This is a genomic window from Sphingobium limneticum (genome assembly GCF_008710165.1).
Taxonomy (GTDB): Bacteria; Pseudomonadota; Alphaproteobacteria; order Sphingomonadales; family Sphingomonadaceae; genus Sphingobium; species Sphingobium limneticum.
In genome coordinates this window covers 1-17,245 of record NZ_VYQA01000030.1, presented here as the reverse complement: position 1 = coordinate 17,245, position 17,245 = coordinate 1, and the positions used below count along the sequence as shown (strand labels likewise).

The following is a 17,245-nucleotide window of genomic DNA, read 5'->3' as shown; positions in this document are numbered from 1 at the left end:
GCTGGTCGTGCCCCAAGGTGACCAAAGCACATCTCGCGCGTTAGGGCGGAACGGACTGAATGTCTCGGTCCGTGCTTCGAACACCAGCGGTGGACCATCCGATGAGCAGCTAGGCTGGCATCGTGTTGGGGGCCTGGCGCGGGTGCGATCGGAGGTGCCCGCGTAGAAAGGACATTCCGGCATGGCAAAGTCACCTAAGTCCAGCAGCAAGCCAACCGGCGGCGAGACCCATCAGAGTGCGGAGGGTCTGGACACGGCGGTCCTTACGACCAACCACGGTGTGCCCGTATCCGACAATCAAAACTCGCTGAAGAGCGGTTCGCGCGGACCTACGCTGCTCGAAGACTTTGTCCTGCGCGAGAAGATTTTCCACTTCGATCACGAGCGCATTCCCGAGCGGATCGTCCATGCCCGCGGCTCCGGCGCACACGGGGTTTTTGAGGCGATCGACGATATCTCCGACCTGTCGAAGGCTGCGGTCTTCACCAAGGGCGAGAAGACCGAGGTTTTCGTCCGCTTTTCCACGGTCGCTGGCGGCGCCGGCTCAGTCGATACCCCGCGCGACGTGCGTGGCTTCGCGGTCAAGTTCTACACTCGCGAGGGCAACTGGGATCTGGTTGGAAACAACATCCCGGTATTCTTCATCCAGGATGCGCTGAAGTTTCCGGACCTAGTTCATGCCGTGAAGATGGAGGCCGACCGCGGTTATCCCCAGGCCGGCAGCGCGCACGACACCTTCTGGGACTGGGCGTCGCTGATGCCGGAAACGACCCATATGCTCATGTGGGCGATGTCAGACCGCACCCTACCGCGTTCGTTCCGGACGATGGAAGGGTTTGGGGTGCATACCTTCAAGCTGGTCAACGCGGCGGGCAAAGCGAGTTTCGTCAAATTCCACTGGAAGCCGCGGCTCGGCATCCAGTCTACGATCTGGGACGAGGCGCTCAAGCTTCAGGCCGCCGACAACGACTATCAGCGCCGCGACCTGTTCGAGGCGATCGATACTGGCGATTTTCCGCAGTGGGATCTCGGCATCCAAGTGTTCGACCAGGCCTTCGCGGACGCCCAGCCCTATGATGTGCTCGACGCGACCAAGCTCATTCCTGAGGAGGATGTGCCGGTCCGGTTGATCGGGACGCTGACCCTCAACCGCAATGTCGACAACTTCTTCGCCGAGACCGAGCAGGTGGCATTCCTGCCATCGAACATTCCACCGGGCATCGACTTCTCGAATGACCCTCTGCTGCAGGGACGCCTCTTTTCCTATCTCGACACCCAGAACTCGCGCCTCGGCACGACCAACTTCCATCAGATCCCGATAAACGCGCCGCGTTGCCCATTTGGCAATTTCCAGCGCGACGGCAAAATGCAGACGATGGTGCCCAAGGGGCGCGCCAATTATGAGCCGAACAGCCTCGCCGCACATGGCGAGGAGGGCGGACCGCGTGAGAGCCCCATGGCCGGGTTTGCGACGGTGGATGCCGTGACGGGGTCGGATGAGAGCGGCGAGAAGCTGCGGGTCCGCTCGGAGACCTTTGCCGATCACTACAGCCAGGCTCGGCTGTTCTACCGCTCGCAGACTGAGAGCGAGCAGGCGCATATCGCCTCGTCCTTCGTGTTCGAGCTGTCGAAGGTCGGCCTGCTCGACCAGGTGCCTGGCCGCATGGTCGCCAATCTTCGCAACGTCGACGAGGGTCTGGCGAAGCGGGTGGCCGCCGGCCTCGGGATCGAGTTGCCGAAGAAGGCTCCGGCCGCAAAGACGCCGATCGACATGAAGCCGTCGGACGCGCTCTCGATTCACAAAAATATGAAGGCGACGCTCGAGGGCCGTGCGGTGGGAATCCTGATCGCAGACGGGACCGACGCTGCCGAATTCTCGACCGTCATGACGGCGGTGAAGAAGGCCAAGGGCAAGGCGGTGGTGGTTGCTCCCAAGGTCGGTGGCGCGAAGCTCTCCGACGGAACGGTGCAGAAGGCCGACGGTCAACTCGCCGGATCGCCGAGCCAGATCTTTGACGCGGTGGCGATCGTGTTGTCGGAGGAAGGTTGTGCCGCCCTGCTCAAGGAGGCGGCGGCGGTCGACTTTGTGATGAACGCGTTCGGGCATCTCAAGGCGATCGGCGCGAGCAAGGCCGCACAGCCGTTGCTCGACAAGGCCGGGGTCGAACCCGACGAAGGTGTGACTGGTCTGGACGGCGCGTTCGTGAAGGCCGCCGCGCAGCGCTTCTACGCACGCGAACCTTCGCTGAGGATGCTGGCATGAGTGCGAGCGGGATGTTCGATCCGTTCAGCGCCTGGTCGCGCATGGTGTCAGCCGGGCTCGACATGCAATCTACCTGGCTGCGCAGTGCGGAGACCATGAGGGCGTCGGGCGACGTCATCACGGCGCGTACGGAGATGATGCGGATGGCGACCGCCGCACCCATCACTGGCAACTACGTCGAGCTATCGCGGATGGTGCCGGAAAAGGTGGCGGCGTTCAGTCGCAGCGCGGAGGCGATCGCCCGCGACACCATCGCGATGCAAACGGCCTTGGTCGCACAGATGCAGCGGGCGGGAATGATGATGCTTGCCGGGAGAATGCCAACCGCTGCTGAGGTGACTACGCTTGCCAGCCAGAGCGCCAACTATGCAGTTGGCGTGATGACCGCGGGGGCGAAGATGGGGAAGGGCGCTCTGGGACCGGTTCATCGCACCGCGACCGGCAATGCGCGGCGGTTGAAGGAAGCGCGGGCACGATGAGCCTCTCGATCCATGCCAGTCTCGACTATTGGTTCGAGCAGCCGACCGACGTGCTCCTCCAGATCGAGGCCGCCGCGATTCCCGAACAGGTGATCGACGCTGCGCATATCGACATCACGCCCACCGAGCATTTCGCGCGCGTCGCCTCGCACGACATGATCGGTGAAAGGATATGGATGCGCGTGCAGGGCCAGTTGCTGGTCGACTATCGCGCCACCGTCCGCATCGAGCGGGTGCTGGACAACTGCCTCAACCTCCCGCTCGTCGCGCCGCATCAGTTGCCTGGTGAGACCGTTCAGTATCTCTGGTCTTCACGCTACTGCCCCTCAGATCAGTTCGAAACCTTCGTTGCAACGGAGTTCGGTGGTACCGAGGGCGGAGCGAAGATCGTCGCGATGCGTGACTGGATCGCGGGTCACTTTGCCTATGTTCCAGGCGTCAGCACGTCCGAGACGACAGCGCTCGACACCTTCGTAAAGCGCCAGGGCGTCTGCCGGGACTACGCCCATGTCATGATCACCTTCGCCCGTGCCGCGGGCATCCCGGCTCGTATCGCAAGTGTGTATGCGCTTGGCGTAGAGCCGCCCGACTTCCATGCGGTCGCCGAGGTCTTTGTGGGCGGTGAATGGCATCTGGTCGATGCGACGGGCATGGCCAAGGAGCGTGACATGGCGAAGATCGGGATCGGTCGCGACGCCGCGGACGTAGCTTTCCTGACGGCCTTCGGGACCGCAGTGATGAATAGCCAGAGCGTCGAGGTCACCGCCGCATGACGACACCGTTTTCTATCGCCTTCGTTGGAGCTGGCCCGACCGCCATCTACACCTTCTGCGCATTTCTGCGGGAGATTAGCGGCACGGCGCAGGTCACGATCTACGAGGAGCAGCCTCGCGCTGGCCTTGGCACGCCCTACCGGCCGGGATGGAACGACCCTGCGATGCTTTCGAACATCGCATCCATCGAGATCCCGCCGATCAGCGAGACATTGATCGACTGGCTAGAGCGGCAGCCTCGCGCGCGGCTGGTCCGGCTTGGGATCGATCCGGATCAGATCGACGACCATGCCTTCTACCCGCGCGTCGCCCTCGGCGAGTATTTCCTCGATCAGTTCAACGGCCTGATCGACGAGGCCCGCACGCGAGGGATCAGCGTCGAGATTGCAACGAGCTGCAGGGTGACCGACATCCGCGCGGAGGATGGCGGCCTGCATCTGTCGGTCGAGCCGCGCCACGGCGAGGCGTGCGAACGAATTTACGACCGCGTCGTGCTCGCGACCGGCCATCAGTGGCCGGAGGAGCCTGAGGTGCGGCCCGGCTATTTCCTGAGCCCGTGGCCAGCGACGGCGCTGCAGCGCATCCCGCCGGTGTCGGTCGGAATTCGGGGCAGCTCGCTAACAGCGATCGACGCTGCGGTGGCGCTGGCCGTCGCGCACGGCACGATGATCGAGACCGAGAGTGAGGCGATCGATTACCGCATCCATCCAGGCGCCGAGAAGCTGTGTATCACCATGATGTCGCGTAAGGGCCTGCTCCCCGAGGCCGATTTCTACTATCCGATCCCGTTCGAGCCGCTGTCCACCTGCACGCCCGAAGCAATCGAACGGCTGATCGCAGAGGACTGCGCCCATCTGCTCGACGGATCCTATGACCTGTTCCGGGCGGAGTTGGCCACCGCCGATCCGGGCTATGCGGATAAGGTCGGGCTATCCGAGCTATCGCTTGAAGACTTCGCCGAACGCTATTTCGCCGAACGTGTCGCGGCCGATCCGTTCGAGTGGGCGGTTGCCAATGTCGCCGAGGCGCGGGAAAACTTCGAGCGGAAATATACCGTGCCCTGGCGCTATGCGATCCTGCGCATGCACGAGGTGCTGGGGCTGATCGTGCCCCATCTTGAGGAGGAGGCGCTCAAGCGCTTCAACCGCTATCTGAAGCCCGTGTTCGTCGATGAGTATGCGACCGTTCCGCATCTCTCGATAGAACGGCTGTTGGCGTTGCACCGCGCCGGACATCTCTCGGTCATCGCGCTGGGCGAGGATCACAGGATCTATACAGGTGGGTCGGAGCGGGGCGCAGTCGTCACCGTCGGGGGCGAGCGTCGGCATTTTCCGGCCTTCATCGACGCGACCGGGCAGCGGCCGCTGGAAGCCGAGAAGTTCCCGTTTCCGACATTGCTCGAGCAGGATGTCATCCGTGACGCAGCAGAGGACGATGCGCCGGGCATAAAGGGCATCGTGGTAGACGAGGATTTCCATCCGGTGAGCGATCACCCGGCGCGCGATCGGCTTTTCTGTCTCAGCATCCCGTTCATCCTCGAACGCCATCCCTTCGTTCAGGGCATCACCAGTTCGCATGAGTTGGGTGGGACGGTCGGAGCGGCTCTGGCGCAGGCGGCTGATGCGATGAGAGACCGACAGGGCGAAGCGTTCGGGGATGAGGAGAGGGCCTCGTGAAACTCTGGGCGATCTACATCGGCGGCGAACATCCCTCGGCGAACATCGAGATTCACGACGTTCGGCTCGTGGTCGCGAAGACGATCAAAGCGACCCATGACCAACTCCGGGCCGAGTGGTGGGGCACACCGGGGACGCTTCACGTCGATTGCTATGCCGAGATCAGCCATGCCGATGGCTGGACCGTCGACCTGCGGCCAGAACCGTCAGGTGCTCGCGAGAAGCTGTGGTTCGTTAATCTTGGCGGCTATGATGGCAAGGACTTCGCTGAGCAGCATCGGAATATGTTTGTGGTGGCCACCTCCATGAAGGAGGCGAAGGTTCGCGCGCTCGCGACCATTTCAGACTGGAAGGATGCGCACCGCGACGACATCTACGAAGCCGAGAAGGCGTTCGCGCTCGACGGGCTCATCGGTGACGGGCTGCATATTCATCTGACGCCCCACGCAGCTTTAGGTCAGCCGCCCTTCATCTGCCGTTACATCCCGCTGAAATAGACGTGCGCTAAACGAAAACGCCGCCCGTTGAGGGGCGGCGCTTTGCTTGAGAGTGGGCGGGAGATTATTCCGCGCCGCTTCCAACCGGCGTGGTCTTCGGCGCCTTGCCGTCCTCGACCCGCCCTTCATTCCGCAGATCGCGGCCCTCCTGCGCCTTCTTCTGCGCCTCGGGCGTCTTGCCGTGCTCGTTCAACTCTTCCTTGACGTAGCCGGCGGCCTCCTTGGCCTTTCCTTCGATGCTCATGTCACTCTCCTTGTGCATTTTTGGTCTGTTGAACTAAACTTCTCGCGAATGTTCTCGTTCCACAGCACCGTCTGTTTGTGGTGGGTGGAGGTAGATAGAGTGAGCCGTTATTAACTGCTGATGGCTCGAGTCCTGACGGAAGGTAGCTATCCAGGCCCGACCGGCGAACGACGCATTCCGGTATCGGACTACCAGAACCATGCGATTGGCATGTACATGGGTGGCAATAACGGCTCGGAGATACGCCCAACATGCGTTTGAAAATCGCCGAAAATTTCCTCGGACGTCGCTACCCTTTTCAATTCATGCATGTTCTCTTGGCGCAGTCCTGTTCGAGACGATCGGGGGCAGACGGCTCAGTTTCACTGTGTCTTATTCACAAAGCTTGTCAGCGCTTGTACCAAAGCCAGGTGCGTCAGACCCTGCGGCATATTGCCAAGATAGCGACCTGAAACAGGATCGGCCATTTCTGGATAAACGCCTACGCCCAAGTCCAGCGCATCGATGAGGCTGTCGAACATCTGTTCGGCTTTCGCCTTTTCGCCCAGAAGCGCCCAGGCCTCAATCATCCAGAAGGTGCAGGCCAGGAAGCATCCTTCTTCCTGTTCCATCCCGCTGTAGCGATGATGATAGGGACCGCTGGCGAGTTCGCGGTCGATTGCCTCCAGCGTGCGGCGCAGACGATCCGTCCCGTCGAACCGGAAGCGGACCGCCAGCGCGATCGAGGCATCCAACTGATCCGTTCCCGGGTAGAAAGTGTAGGCGCCCAGCGCTTCGGACCAGCAATGTTCAGCGATCCAGCCTTCCACCCGATCCCGCTCGCGCGCCCAACGGTCCCGGCAGGTGGTCGGCAGATGGCCATCGTCGGCCAGTTCGACCGCCCGCGCCAGCGCCTGCCAGCAACTGATCTTCGACATGGTGTAATGTTCTTTGTCCGGCAATTCCCACATGCCACTGTCCTTTTGTCGCCAAAGATCGGCGCATTCGTCGGCCAGATGGGACAATATCTCGGCGCTGCGGGAATCGAGAATATTGCCGCTTTCAACGAAGCGGGACGCCGTCTCGAATATGTCGCCATAAACGCCATGCTGGTGCTGATCTGTTGCGATATTGCCTACGCGTACAGGGGAGGAAGCGCCATAGCCCGGCACGGCGACAGATCGTGCGTCCGGAACCCTGCCACCCCAGATCGAATAGCAGACACGCGGGCCATGTTCCTCAAGTTGGTTGAGCAGCCAGCTGAGCGCCGCCTTTGCCTCGGCCTGCGCCCCAATGCGCAAGAACGCCTTGATGGTATAGCCTGCATCGCGAACCCAGGCGTAGCGATAGTCGTAATTCTTATTGCCGCCGATATGTTCAGGCAGCGACGTGGTGGCCGCTGCAGCGATCGCGCCGCTTGGCGAGAAGAGCAGTAGCTTGAGCGCGAGCGCGCTGCGGACAAGAAGCGGGCGACTTGGTTCTTCGTGAACGATCTTGCTCGCCCACACGCGCCATTCCTCATCCGATGTGTCGATCCTTGCGCTGATTTCCGCAATAGTAGGGACCACCAGCGGCTCATCCTCACCCGCCACAATCGCAATGATTTCCTGCTCGCCGGCCGCAATGCTGACCGACGCACATAGCCCTGCGTCTTCCTTCATGGTGATCGTCACACCCTGGCTACGCAGGCACAATCCAAGCACCCGCCCGACATGGAAGACATCATTACCCCCTATTACCTGCATATAGGGTGAGACCGTGTCGGCTCGCCGCCCGAGGCGAAGCTGCATCCTGAAATGCACCCGACCTTCCAGGCCTTCAATGCGGCGCGCCAGTTCGCACCAGGGCAGTCGGCCGGCCGATCCGCTGTTCATCGACTCAACAATCCGCGCCTTGCCGCTGGCGGTCGCGAATGTCGATTCAAGCACATTACTTTCCGGCCTGTAGCGCCGTTCGACACGATACGCCTCGGTTGGTTCAATGCTGAAATACCCGCCATCGGCCGGGTCAAGCAGGCGGTCGAACAAGGGCGGCGAATCCAGATTGGGTACGCACCACCAGTCGATCGAACCGTCGGCGCCGCTTAGCGCAACCGACCGTCCGTCACCCAGCGCGCCATAGTCTTCAAGAGCCAGATAGCCCTCCCCGTTGCGGCGGGCCTGGGGACGATCATGAGGTAGCGTGGCGATGGTAACATCCTGGGGTTCGACTTGACGGAATGGAGACACAACTCATGAGACTGGCGCCTGATCCGCTATTTTTCCATGGAGACGATCCCGTCCACAGACGTTGCGTAGGTTCATCTGTCCATCAGGAGAAAGATATGAGCGTCGCATCCGCCTTCGGTTTCGGATCGGACAAAAAGGTCCGTTACGCCTTTGTCGGGCTGGGCGACATCACGCAGGAGGCGATGTTGCCCGGCGTTGCCCATACCGGCAATTCGACGATCGCGGCCTTTGTTTCCAGCGACCCGGAGAAGCTCCGCGCCTTGTGCGACAAATATGATGTCGATGGCGGTTATAGCTATGATCAATTCGACGCCCTGCTGGCATCGGGCACGATCGACGCTATCTATGTCGCGACGCCTAACTGGCGTCACGCCGAGTTCGTAATCCCTGCGCTGGAAGCGGGCATCCATGTACTGGTAGAAAAGCCGCTCGAAATATCCCTGGAAAAATCACTTGAGATTCTCGCTGCGGAAAAGGCTTCAGCCGCAAAGCTGATGGTTGCGTATCGGCTGCATTTCGAACCGGCGACTCTCGACACAATCGCGCGTATCCAGAAGGGCGAGCTTGGACAGACGATCGCCTTCACCTCCACATTCGCGCAGATGCTCGATCCCAAAAATCATCGTGCCAAGAATGGCGTGCTGGCCGGCCCATTGTTTGACATGGGGCCTTATCCGATCAATGCGGCGCGATATTGCTTTGACAGTGAACCTACCGAAGTCGTTTCCGCTGTCGCCACGCGCCATCCTGAAGCAGGCTTCGGCGATCTGGACGATACCGTCGCTGTCACGCTGCGTTTCCCCGGCGAACGGCTGGCGCAATTCACCGTTTCCTACTTTGCCAACACAATCGACGGCTTTTTCGTCGTGGGGACCAAGGGCAGCATCCAGATGAACCCCGCTTTTATGTTCGGCATGGGTCTGGAGCAGCATGTCGTTATCGGCGATGAGCGTCGGCATGTGCCGCACAAGGCGACGGACCAGTTTGGCGGCGAACTGCGCTATTTCTCCGACTGCATTCTCAACGATCGCGCGCCCGAACCAGACGGCGAAGAAGGCTTTGCCGATGTGCGGGTGATCGCCGGCATTCTCAAATGCCTGGAAACCGGTCAGCCTCAGAAGCTCGAACCCTTCAGGCGCCATCGTCAGATCGACCCCGATACGCAGAAAGAAACGCTCGGCCTCAAAAAGCCGCCCGAACTGGTCGGTGCCTCCAATCCCGCACGCGGGAAGGAGTGATCGAACGATCGACAGCCCAATCAGGCCTCGTGGCCTACCTATCGCACAATTGAACAAGGAGCCCCCGATGGCCGATCGCCTCACCCTGCAGGACCCCCGCACCCAATATCCCGTGCCGCCCTTCCCCAAGCAGCCACAACCCGTTCCTGGCATTGCCGCACAGATGAATCCCAAGCCCGATCACGGCGAGGAAAGCTATGTCGGATCGGGCAAGCTGACGGGCCGTAAGGCACTTGTGACCGGCGCGGATTCCGGCATCGGTCGCGCGGCCGCCATCGCCTATGCCCGTGAAGGTGCCGATGTCGCCCTGTCTTATCTTCCGGCCGAGGAAGAAGACGCCAAAGCCGTGGTTGCGCTGATCGAAGCGGAAGGGAGAAAGGCAATCGCGCTGCCGGGCGACATCACGGACGAAAATTGGTGCCGCGACCTCGTCGCCCAGACCGTCGAACAACTAGGTGGCCTCGATATTCTGGTTATCAATGCCGGCCGGCAACAATATCGCGACGCGATCGACGAGGTCAGCTCGGATGATTTCGACCGCACGATGAAGACCAATCTCTACGCCATGCACTGGATTGCGCAGGCAGCGGTGCCGCATTTGCCCGCTGGCGCTTCAGTCATCACCACAGCCTCGGTGCAGGCGTACGAACCGTCCGCCATTCTTCTTGATTACGCTACGACGAAGGCAGGAATTGTTGCTTACACCAAGGCTCTGGCCAAACAGCTGATCGAAAAGGGCATTCGCGCCAATGTCGTTGCGCCTGGTCCGTTCTGGACAGTGTTGCAGTCTAGCGGTGGCCAACCGCAGGAAAAGGTGATGGAGTTCGGCAAGCAGAGCCAGTTTGGACGCCCTGGACAACCGGTGGAGATTGCCCCTGTCTATGTACTGCTGGCGAGCCAGGAGGGCAGCTACATCACCGGCGAAGTTTTTGGTGTGACCGGCGGCGCCGGCATAGCCTGAGCACGCACTTCCTGCGCCTGTCGTCTGGAGACTAGATATATTATGAAAACGGCAATTGTAACGGGCGGGGCGCAGGGCATTGGTAAGGGCATCACCCAAGCTCTGCTGACGCAAGGCTGGCGCGTGGCGGTGCTTGATCGCGACGCCGAGGCGGTTCGTGGCTTGAGCAGCGAACTACCATCGGGAAATCTTATCGTCATTCGTGCCGATGTCGCCAGCGAGCGCGACATCGAAAAGGCGTTCGAGAAGATCATCGAATGGAATAGGGAAGGGGACGCGGCCCACGGCATTGATCTGCTCGTATCCAATGCGGGCCTTGCTGATCCGCTCAACGGCCCGATTGAGCAGCTTGAGCTCAAAAAATGGCAGGCATGGCAGGACAGCCACGTAACGGGCGCCTTTTTGATGGTTCGTGCCGCCGTTCCCCTGCTGCGGCAAAGCAAGGGGTCGATCGTGATCATGGCGTCGACCCGCGCAATCCAATCGGAGCCCGATACAGAAGCCTATGCGGCGGCCAAGGGGGCTTTATGCGCTCTCACCCATGCTCTAGCGATCAGCCTTGGTCCCGACATCCGGGTCAACGCCATCCTGCCTGGCTGGATCGAGACGCGGCCTTGGGCGAAAGCGCAAACGCGTGAAGCCGTAGAGCATCGTGCGATCGATCGGGAGCAGCACCCGGTTGGTCGCGTTGGGGAACCCGCCGACATCGCCGCAACTGTCCTGTTTCTGGCATCCGATGGCGCCGGCTTCATCACCGGTCAGCAAATTGCCGTTGATGGCGGCATGACGCGCAAGATGATCTACGCGCACTGAGGTGGGACTTTGCAACCCTGCCATTGCCAGCAGAGCGCTTGGACATTGGGTTTGAGACCGCCTATGGCCCCTCCATGTTCCCACCCCATCCAACCGATCCCGGCGATGACGAAAGCAAAGAGCCGGATTTCGTGGTCATCGATGTCGAAACGGCATGCGCCCGCGTCAGTAGCATCTGCCAGATCGGTATCGTCGGGTTCCGCAATGGCGCAGTCACCTTTGAGTATGAGTCGCTGGTCGACCCGCGAGATCATTTCAGCAGCTTCAACACGCGCATTCACGGGATTGCCGCCAGGCATGTCGTGGGCCAACCCTGCTTTGCCGATGTCCATGCCGTCGTGCACAGTCATTTGAGTGGTCGCACGACCGTTGCCCATTCCTATTTCGATAAAGGGGCCCTCGCCGCAGCCTGCCTGGTCCATGACCGCGCGATGGTCGAGACGACATGGCTCGATAGTGTGCGCGTTGCCAAGCGCGTATGGCCCGAGCTTCCCAGTCACCGGCTCAACATCGTGGCGAAGCATCTGGGTATCCCGCTCAAACATCATGATGCACTAAGCGATGCCCGCGCGGCAGGGATGATCATCGTAAAGGCGATCGACCATACAGGCTCGCAATTGACCGACTGGCTGGCGCCACCGCCCAGAAAACGTCCGCCGCCTTTGCCAAGGCCAGCGACCGGAGGGATGCTCAAGGGCCAGCGCATTGCCATCCTTGGCGAGCCGCGTGACGGTCCACTGGCGCAGCGCATTGCGGCCAATGGTGGGAAGATCATGGCGTCAGTCGGCGCGACCACGACGATGCTGGTCGTCGCGGCAGATGAGCCGTTCGGCTATGTCCGTTACGATGCGCAGTTCAAAAGGGCTGAGGCATATCGAGCGTCAGGTTCCGATATCCAGATCGTGTCGGCAGCCTCTCTGCTCAAAGCACTGCCCTTGTAAGAGTTTCACCGGTTAGCCCACGCGTCTGCATTGACGCAGACCATTGACCAAGGACGCTCGCATCGGATGCATGGGTGGGATCCTGGCAGAAGAACGGGCCATGTTAAATCGGCCATGCCCGTCACAGACTGACCCAATGCTATGAGTTATTGACCGGGCGCGCAGGCGTTCGCCCGGTCAACGCGGAGATTGCGCGCTAACTGGATTTGGCGTCTTTGCGAGACGGTGTCGACGTGGACATAAGATCGATACCTGCACCAGAAATAGCTTCTGCAAGCGCCTTTCCATCATATGGCTTTGCAAGGAGAGCAACCTTGGGATCGGCGCGATCAAATTCCAGTTGCGTATCACCGGTAGCAAAAATCACGCCTATTTCAGGTAGGAGCGCGCGCGCCTGAGCAGCCAGTTCGGGCCCAGCCATTCCCGGTAGATTGACGTCGGTGATCAGCACGTCGACATGGGTGGTCTGAAGCGCGGAAATCGCGTCTTCGGCACTCATTGCCTCGATCACGGTCAGTCCCAGTTCCTTCACCATTTCCGCCGTGTTCATCAGGATGAGTGCATCATCCTCAACAATCAAAACAAGGACCTTCCGACGCGAGGATGGCTCGGTCGGCGTTGCTCGCTGAGGCATTAATCGGGCGAGGTTGCGTTGCCGCTGATTTGCCAGAACGTGCCGGAATTTGCGCGCGAGGGCATCACGGGAATAGGGCTTGGAAAGAAGTTCGACGCCGGCATCCAGGCGACCGCCATGGACGATCGAATTCTCTGTATAGCCTGAGGTGAACAGCACGGCGATGTCTGGTTGGCGCTCGCGCGCCATGCGCGCCAGTTCCGCGCTCTTGAGGCGCCCGGGCATGACGACATCGGTGAACAGCATGTCGATCTGGATGCCGCTTTCGATGACGCTCAGAGCGCTGCTGGCATCAACAGCCTTGAGGACCCCATAGCCCAAGTCGCTCAACATCTCGACGACCGTCGCGCGAACCGCATCGTCATCTTCGACGACCAGTACGGTTTCACTGCCACCGCGGATCGGCCCGCTGTCAAGTTCGACCTCCACATCCTCATTTTCCACCGAGCGGGGGAAGTAAAGTTTGATGGTCGTGCCTTCGCCAACCTCGGAGTAGATTTTGATGTGTCCGCCAGACTGTTTGACGAAACCATAGACCATCGAAAGCCCAAGACCCGATCCCTTGCCCTCGCTCTTGGTCGAAAAGAACGGGTCAAAAACCTTGTCGATAATATCGGCCGGAATGCCCGTGCCGGTGTCGGTAACAGCCAGCATCACATATTGACCGGCCACGACTTCGCTATGGGTACGCGCATAATCATCGTCGAGGCTGGCATTGCCGAGCTCGATCGTGAGCCTGCCCTGTCCATCCATCGCGTCCCGGGCGTTGATCGCGAGATTGAGCAGTGCGTTCTCGACCTGTGCCGGATCGACAAATGTGTTCCAGAGCCCACCAGCAACGATGGTCTCTATCTCGATGCCCTCACCGATAGCGCGGCGGAGCATATCGTCCATATCGCGTACGAAGCGTGTAACATTCACCACCTTGGGCTCAAGCGCCTGCCGCCTGCCAAAGGCCAGAAGCTGGGCGGCGAGCTTGGCGCCCCGGGTAACGCCGGCCATTGCGTTGGCGACACGCGTCTGCGCCTTCTCATTGTCGGCGATGTCGCGGGCCAGCAGCTGGAGATTGCCCGATACGACCTGCAAGAGATTGTTGAAATCATGGGCAACGCCGCCGGTCAGCTGGCCGATCGTTTCCATCTTCTGCGATTGGGCCAGGATCGCTTCAGCCTGGCGGCGCTCTGCGATTTCCTCGATGACGCGTGTTTCCAGCGTCTCGTTGAGCTGGCGCAGTTGTTCCTCTGCGCGCTCGCGGTGCTGGATCAGGCGCTCTAACGCAGCCTCGCGCTGAACGCGATCCTCAATGTCGAATACCAGCACATGGAAGCCGGAAACCGAGCCGTTCGCTTCAACCCGAGGGATGTAGCGAACCTCGGCCGCGCGATCCTGGCCGGAATGGTGGGGCATCGTGGTATCGGCGACCACCCACTCGCCTGCCATCGCCCGCTCGATCAGCGGCAGGCGGTCGGCATAGGTCTTCTCGCCGACGACATCGCGAATATGCCGACCGATGACCTGGGATGGCGGTGTACCCAGCCAGTCCTCGTAGAAACTGTTGGCAAAGCGGTAGACATGTTCTGTATCGACATAAGAGATCAGGACCGGCAGCGAGTCCGTGATGATCCGCAGCTCATGTTCGCTTTTGGCCAAAGCGCGCTGCGCTTCTACCTTTTCGGTATTCTCGATAACGGTGCACATGACACCGCCGACCTTGCCATCCTCATCATATATAGGCGTATAGAAGAGGTCGAAAATGACCTCCTCCGGCGTCCCATAGCGGTTGAGTATCATGGGCTGATCGCGGTGCGAGACCACCTCGCCACGGAACCCTGAAGCCAGGATCTCGCGGTTGAAATCCCAGATTTCGGGCCAGATGCCCGGCACGGTGCCACCCATGGCCCTGGGGTGATAATCCCCGGCTATGGCGACATAGCCGTCATTATAGATCATGACGTGATCTGGCCCCCACATCAATACCTTGGGGACAGGCGAATTGAGGACATTGTTTACTGTGGCCCGCAGTTGCGCTGACCATCGAGCCGGGCTGCCAAGCTGAGTGGCCGTCCAATCCTGCTGGCGCATCAGGTCAACGCAGGTGCCACGCCCCCGCAGCCATCCAAATGGATCGCCCGAACCGACCCCCTCCCGCTCACGCAGCAGTTTGAGCGCGGTGCGTACCACCTCACTGGCATTACCATAATCGCCAATCTCGAGACGGGTCTCGATAAAGCGATCAAGCTCTGGCGTGAGGGAGACGTTTCTGGAAAGGCGATTGGGCATAGGCGGTGGATTACCGCCTTGCCGTGCTGTGTCAATAACTGGCACATCAATCGGAATCAGAACGTCGAACGCAAATTTGGATGTGCTGGATCAGGCAATCATCAGTCGAAGGGTCAGAGCGCGAAGGTCAGCGTGACGTCCAAACCATCATCGCGCCATGCCGTGTCGATGGTGCCGCTGCGCGCGCGCATGATCCGCCCGATGAGGGCAAGGCCCTGGCCGCCATCGCGTACATGCTCGACGACCGGCGCGAAACTATGCTCCGCCCAGAAGATGGACAATGACCGATCATCTGCTTCCCCGCAGATTTTGACTGAACCACCATATTTAATCGCGCCATGTTTGGACGAGTTGACGGTCAGCTCCCCGATGACCAGGGCGATCGCATCGGCTCTCCCCTTGTCGATCGTACATGCTGGCAGACGTTCGATTTCAACGCCGCAATGCTCATTGCTGAACGGTTCGACGAGGGCCGAAACAAGGTCGTTAAGATCGCAAGGGGTGTCGGTTTCTGCGAAAAGAACCTGGGCGCGGCTCAGCCCGACAAGTCTCTCGGTCATCTGCTCTGCAAATTCGGAATGATGTGGGTTGCCGCGCGCAAATCCCATCAGCAGGCTGGCAATCATGGTATAGGTGTTCTTGAGTCGATGGCGCAATTCACTGGTAGCGATGTCCAAAGCGTCGCGGCTCGTCTGGTTCTCGGTCGCATCGCGGGAGACGGCCAGATAGCCGGCATGCTCACCCAGATCGTTTTTCACGGCAGACACAGTGACGTCCCACCAGCGCGCTGTACCTTTTTGTGTAGGGCAAAAGGCTCGAAAGCGGACGGGCTTGCCGAGTTCAGCTTCGCTGTAGGACGCTCGGATCACCGATTGCGTTTCTTCCGGCCAGAAATCGGCCCACTGCTGTCCGGCGACGGTCGAGAAATCATCGATCTCCATCGCGCACATGCCATTGGCATTCATGTATCTGACTTCGCCAAGAAGCCCAATGATCTTGACGCAATCGACGCTCTGGTCGAGCACCGCGGCAAGTGACGCAGGCGAAAAGGAGGCGACTTCGTTGGACATGTTCAATTTGGTCTCGGGCACAGATTCTCGGGTTGGATCGGAAACCACAATTTAGAGTCATCACTCTTCGTCGGGCTTCCTAGCGCGATAGAGGCAACGAGTCTCGCGTTATGACGAGATTGCTTCGAACGGCTGCGAGGCAAAAATGGACGTGAAACAAGGTACGGACCTAAGAGTTAGAGCGTGATATGGCGGCCTCTGGAGAATATGCACGAAGGTGAGATCGATGCTTGGACACGCCTCGCCGAAGAAATCCGTACCGTAGAGGTTCTGGCGGGTCTGGCCGATGATCCGGAGAATCGAGCTTACGCGCAATATTTGGCCGGACAGTTTCGCGGTATGTTAGATCAACTGACGATCCAGCGACATCTCATATGAGATCAGGCGCCCTGGCGGGTCGATTGGCAAGCCCGGCGTCAAGCAGAATAGCTGATGCGATAAATAAAATAAGAAAACAAACCCTGGGTCAATTGTACAATTTTGATTGCGATAAAAAAATGGTGCGTCGACTGCCAATCTCTGAAAGTTGATGTGGATTAGACTTTTCATACACAAGATGAAATTGGTTAAAATTACCACCTGATCGGAACAGAAAGTTTCTCCTGCCGTTCGCTGAATGGAAATATATCAGGAGAACATCATGACCGACATCATCTTTGTCCATGGGATGTTTCAAAATCCAAAAAGCTGGGAAAAATGGACGGGTTTCTTCAGCGCCAAGGGATTTAATTGTGTTACGCCCGCGTGGCCGCTGCATTTTGGCGAGCCGAGCGATTTGCGCGCGGACCCGCCCGCAGGCCTCGGCGATCTGCATCTGGCCGACGTGATAACCTCTATCGAAGCGGAGGTTCATCGCTTCGACCGCCCGGTCATGATCGGCCATTCGGTAGGCGGACTGATCACGCAACTGCTCAACGCCCGAGGCTTGTTGTCAGCTGGTGTCGCGATCAATTCGGTGGCGCCCAACGGCATGATCGACCTCGACTGGGGCTTCCTTAAAAATAGCGCCATCATTGCCAACCCCTTAACAGGCTGCGGAAAAAGGGTTGGCAGAGCCGGCCATTGGCCTCGCTTTCGCCGTTTTCTAGCCCAAGGCGTCAGTCATTCTGGGAGGTAACCTTCCAGAATCCGGTCGTTTTTGACCGGCCTCGGGCGCTATGAGGCGCAGG

General features: G+C 59.9%; 15 protein-coding genes. 11 read left to right on the top strand and 4 right to left on the bottom strand.

Features of this window, described 5'->3' with window-relative positions; translation table 11 throughout:
* Positions 1-181 precede the first annotated feature (181 nt).
* The 5 genes from F4U95_RS22665 to F4U95_RS22645 are packed head-to-tail and all read left to right on the top strand — an operon-like array spanning position 182 to position 5,688.
* Positions 182-2,263, top strand: coding sequence for a catalase (locus F4U95_RS22665; protein ID WP_120252892.1), 2,082 nt, complete (start codon positions 182-184; stop codon positions 2,261-2,263).
* The gene (locus F4U95_RS22660; RefSeq protein WP_120252893.1) at positions 2,260-2,742 is read left to right on the top strand and encodes a hypothetical protein; all 483 of its coding nucleotides are present in this window, start codon (positions 2,260-2,262) and stop codon (positions 2,740-2,742) included. Before F4U95_RS22665 ends, F4U95_RS22660 begins: the two co-directional genes overlap by 4 nt.
* Positions 2,739-3,515 (top strand): transglutaminase-like domain-containing protein, encoded by a 777-nt coding sequence (locus tag F4U95_RS22655; RefSeq protein WP_120252894.1) that lies wholly within the window; start codon positions 2,739-2,741, stop codon positions 3,513-3,515. Before F4U95_RS22660 ends, F4U95_RS22655 begins: the two co-directional genes overlap by 4 nt.
* Positions 3,512-5,191: an FAD/NAD(P)-binding protein gene (locus F4U95_RS22650; RefSeq protein WP_120252895.1), complete on the top strand. Its 1,680-nt coding sequence runs from the start codon at positions 3,512-3,514 to the stop codon at positions 5,189-5,191. The genes F4U95_RS22655 and F4U95_RS22650 overlap by 4 nt, the downstream gene beginning before the upstream one ends.
* Positions 5,188-5,688, top strand: a complete 501-nt coding sequence (locus F4U95_RS22645; RefSeq protein ID WP_120252896.1) for a DUF1543 domain-containing protein — start codon at positions 5,188-5,190, stop codon at positions 5,686-5,688. Before F4U95_RS22650 ends, F4U95_RS22645 begins: the two co-directional genes overlap by 4 nt.
* A 64-nt stretch (positions 5,689-5,752) precedes the next feature.
* Here F4U95_RS22645 and F4U95_RS22640 read toward each other — a convergent pair whose 3' ends face one another.
* Positions 5,753-5,932: a hypothetical protein gene (locus F4U95_RS22640; RefSeq protein WP_120253522.1), complete on the bottom strand. Its 180-nt coding sequence runs from the start codon at positions 5,930-5,932 to the stop codon at positions 5,753-5,755.
* A gap of 362 nt (positions 5,933-6,294) precedes the next feature.
* Positions 6,295-8,046 (bottom strand): glycoside hydrolase family 15 protein, encoded by a 1,752-nt coding sequence (locus F4U95_RS22635; RefSeq protein WP_150412237.1) that lies wholly within the window; start codon positions 8,044-8,046, stop codon positions 6,295-6,297.
* 188 nt (positions 8,047-8,234) lie between these two features.
* Here F4U95_RS22635 and F4U95_RS22630 point away from each other — a divergent pair, with 188 nt between their 5' ends.
* From F4U95_RS22630 to F4U95_RS22615, 4 genes are all read left to right on the top strand, one after another.
* Positions 8,235-9,377 carry a Gfo/Idh/MocA family protein gene (locus tag F4U95_RS22630; protein WP_150426874.1) on the top strand — a complete coding sequence of 381 codons (1,143 nt, stop codon included), beginning with the start codon at positions 8,235-8,237 and terminating at the stop codon, positions 9,375-9,377.
* 67 nt (positions 9,378-9,444) lie between these two features.
* On the top strand, positions 9,445-10,338 hold the full coding sequence (locus F4U95_RS22625; protein WP_120252898.1) for an SDR family oxidoreductase: 894 nt from the start codon (positions 9,445-9,447) through the stop codon (positions 10,336-10,338).
* Between the two features lie 42 nt (positions 10,339-10,380).
* Entirely contained in the window at positions 10,381-11,151 is a 771-nt protein-coding gene (locus F4U95_RS22620) for an SDR family NAD(P)-dependent oxidoreductase (RefSeq protein ID WP_093018094.1), read from the top strand.
* 74 nt (positions 11,152-11,225) lie between these two features.
* Entirely contained in the window at positions 11,226-12,092 is an 867-nt protein-coding gene (locus tag F4U95_RS22615) for an exonuclease domain-containing protein (RefSeq protein ID WP_093018150.1), read from the top strand.
* Between the two features lie 196 nt (positions 12,093-12,288).
* Here the strand turns inward: F4U95_RS22615 and F4U95_RS22610 are convergent, their stop codons facing one another.
* On the bottom strand, positions 12,289-15,006 hold the full coding sequence (locus F4U95_RS22610) for a type II toxin-antitoxin system ParD family antitoxin (RefSeq protein WP_150412235.1): 2,718 nt from the start codon (positions 15,004-15,006) through the stop codon (positions 12,289-12,291).
* Positions 15,007-15,119: 113 nt separating this feature from the next.
* Positions 15,120-16,076, bottom strand: coding sequence for an HWE histidine kinase domain-containing protein (locus F4U95_RS22605; RefSeq protein ID WP_120252900.1), 957 nt, complete (start codon positions 16,074-16,076; stop codon positions 15,120-15,122).
* Between the two features lie 207 nt (positions 16,077-16,283).
* Here F4U95_RS22605 and F4U95_RS24690 point away from each other — a divergent pair, with 207 nt between their 5' ends.
* Both F4U95_RS24690 and F4U95_RS22600 read left to right on the top strand, forming a co-directional pair.
* Positions 16,284-16,454 (top strand): hypothetical protein, encoded by a 171-nt coding sequence (locus F4U95_RS24690; RefSeq protein ID WP_161600440.1) that lies wholly within the window; start codon positions 16,284-16,286, stop codon positions 16,452-16,454.
* A gap of 262 nt (positions 16,455-16,716) precedes the next feature.
* Complete coding sequence (locus F4U95_RS22600; protein ID WP_150426873.1) at positions 16,717-17,193, top strand: alpha/beta hydrolase; 477 nt, start codon at positions 16,717-16,719, stop codon at positions 17,191-17,193.
* Positions 17,194-17,245 lie beyond the last annotated feature (52 nt).

What these genes read in the sequence shown, in the direction of transcription:
- F4U95_RS22655 (WP_120252894.1), top strand. Translation starts at nt 2,739, where the DNA reads ATGAGCCTCTCGATCCATGCCAGTCTCGACTATTGGTTCGAGCAGCCG.
- F4U95_RS22615 (WP_093018150.1), top strand. Translation starts at nt 11,226, where the DNA reads ATGTTCCCACCCCATCCAACCGATCCCGGCGATGACGAAAGCAAAGAG.
- F4U95_RS22665 (WP_120252892.1), top strand. Translation starts at nt 182, where the DNA reads ATGGCAAAGTCACCTAAGTCCAGCAGCAAGCCAACCGGCGGCGAGACC.
- F4U95_RS24690 (WP_161600440.1), top strand. Translation starts at nt 16,284, where the DNA reads ATGCACGAAGGTGAGATCGATGCTTGGACACGCCTCGCCGAAGAAATC.
- F4U95_RS22660 (WP_120252893.1), top strand. Translation starts at nt 2,260, where the DNA reads ATGAGTGCGAGCGGGATGTTCGATCCGTTCAGCGCCTGGTCGCGCATG.
- F4U95_RS22620 (WP_093018094.1), top strand. Translation starts at nt 10,381, where the DNA reads ATGAAAACGGCAATTGTAACGGGCGGGGCGCAGGGCATTGGTAAGGGC.
- F4U95_RS22630 (WP_150426874.1), top strand. Translation starts at nt 8,235, where the DNA reads ATGAGCGTCGCATCCGCCTTCGGTTTCGGATCGGACAAAAAGGTCCGT.
- F4U95_RS22640 (WP_120253522.1), bottom strand. Translation starts at nt 5,932, where the DNA reads ATGAGCATCGAAGGAAAGGCCAAGGAGGCCGCCGGCTACGTCAAGGAA.
- F4U95_RS22605 (WP_120252900.1), bottom strand. Translation starts at nt 16,076, where the DNA reads ATGTCCAACGAAGTCGCCTCCTTTTCGCCTGCGTCACTTGCCGCGGTG.
- F4U95_RS22625 (WP_120252898.1), top strand. Translation starts at nt 9,445, where the DNA reads ATGGCCGATCGCCTCACCCTGCAGGACCCCCGCACCCAATATCCCGTG.
- F4U95_RS22610 (WP_150412235.1), bottom strand. Translation starts at nt 15,006, where the DNA reads ATGCCCAATCGCCTTTCCAGAAACGTCTCCCTCACGCCAGAGCTTGAT.
- F4U95_RS22650 (WP_120252895.1), top strand. Translation starts at nt 3,512, where the DNA reads ATGACGACACCGTTTTCTATCGCCTTCGTTGGAGCTGGCCCGACCGCC.
- F4U95_RS22600 (WP_150426873.1), top strand. Translation starts at nt 16,717, where the DNA reads ATGACCGACATCATCTTTGTCCATGGGATGTTTCAAAATCCAAAAAGC.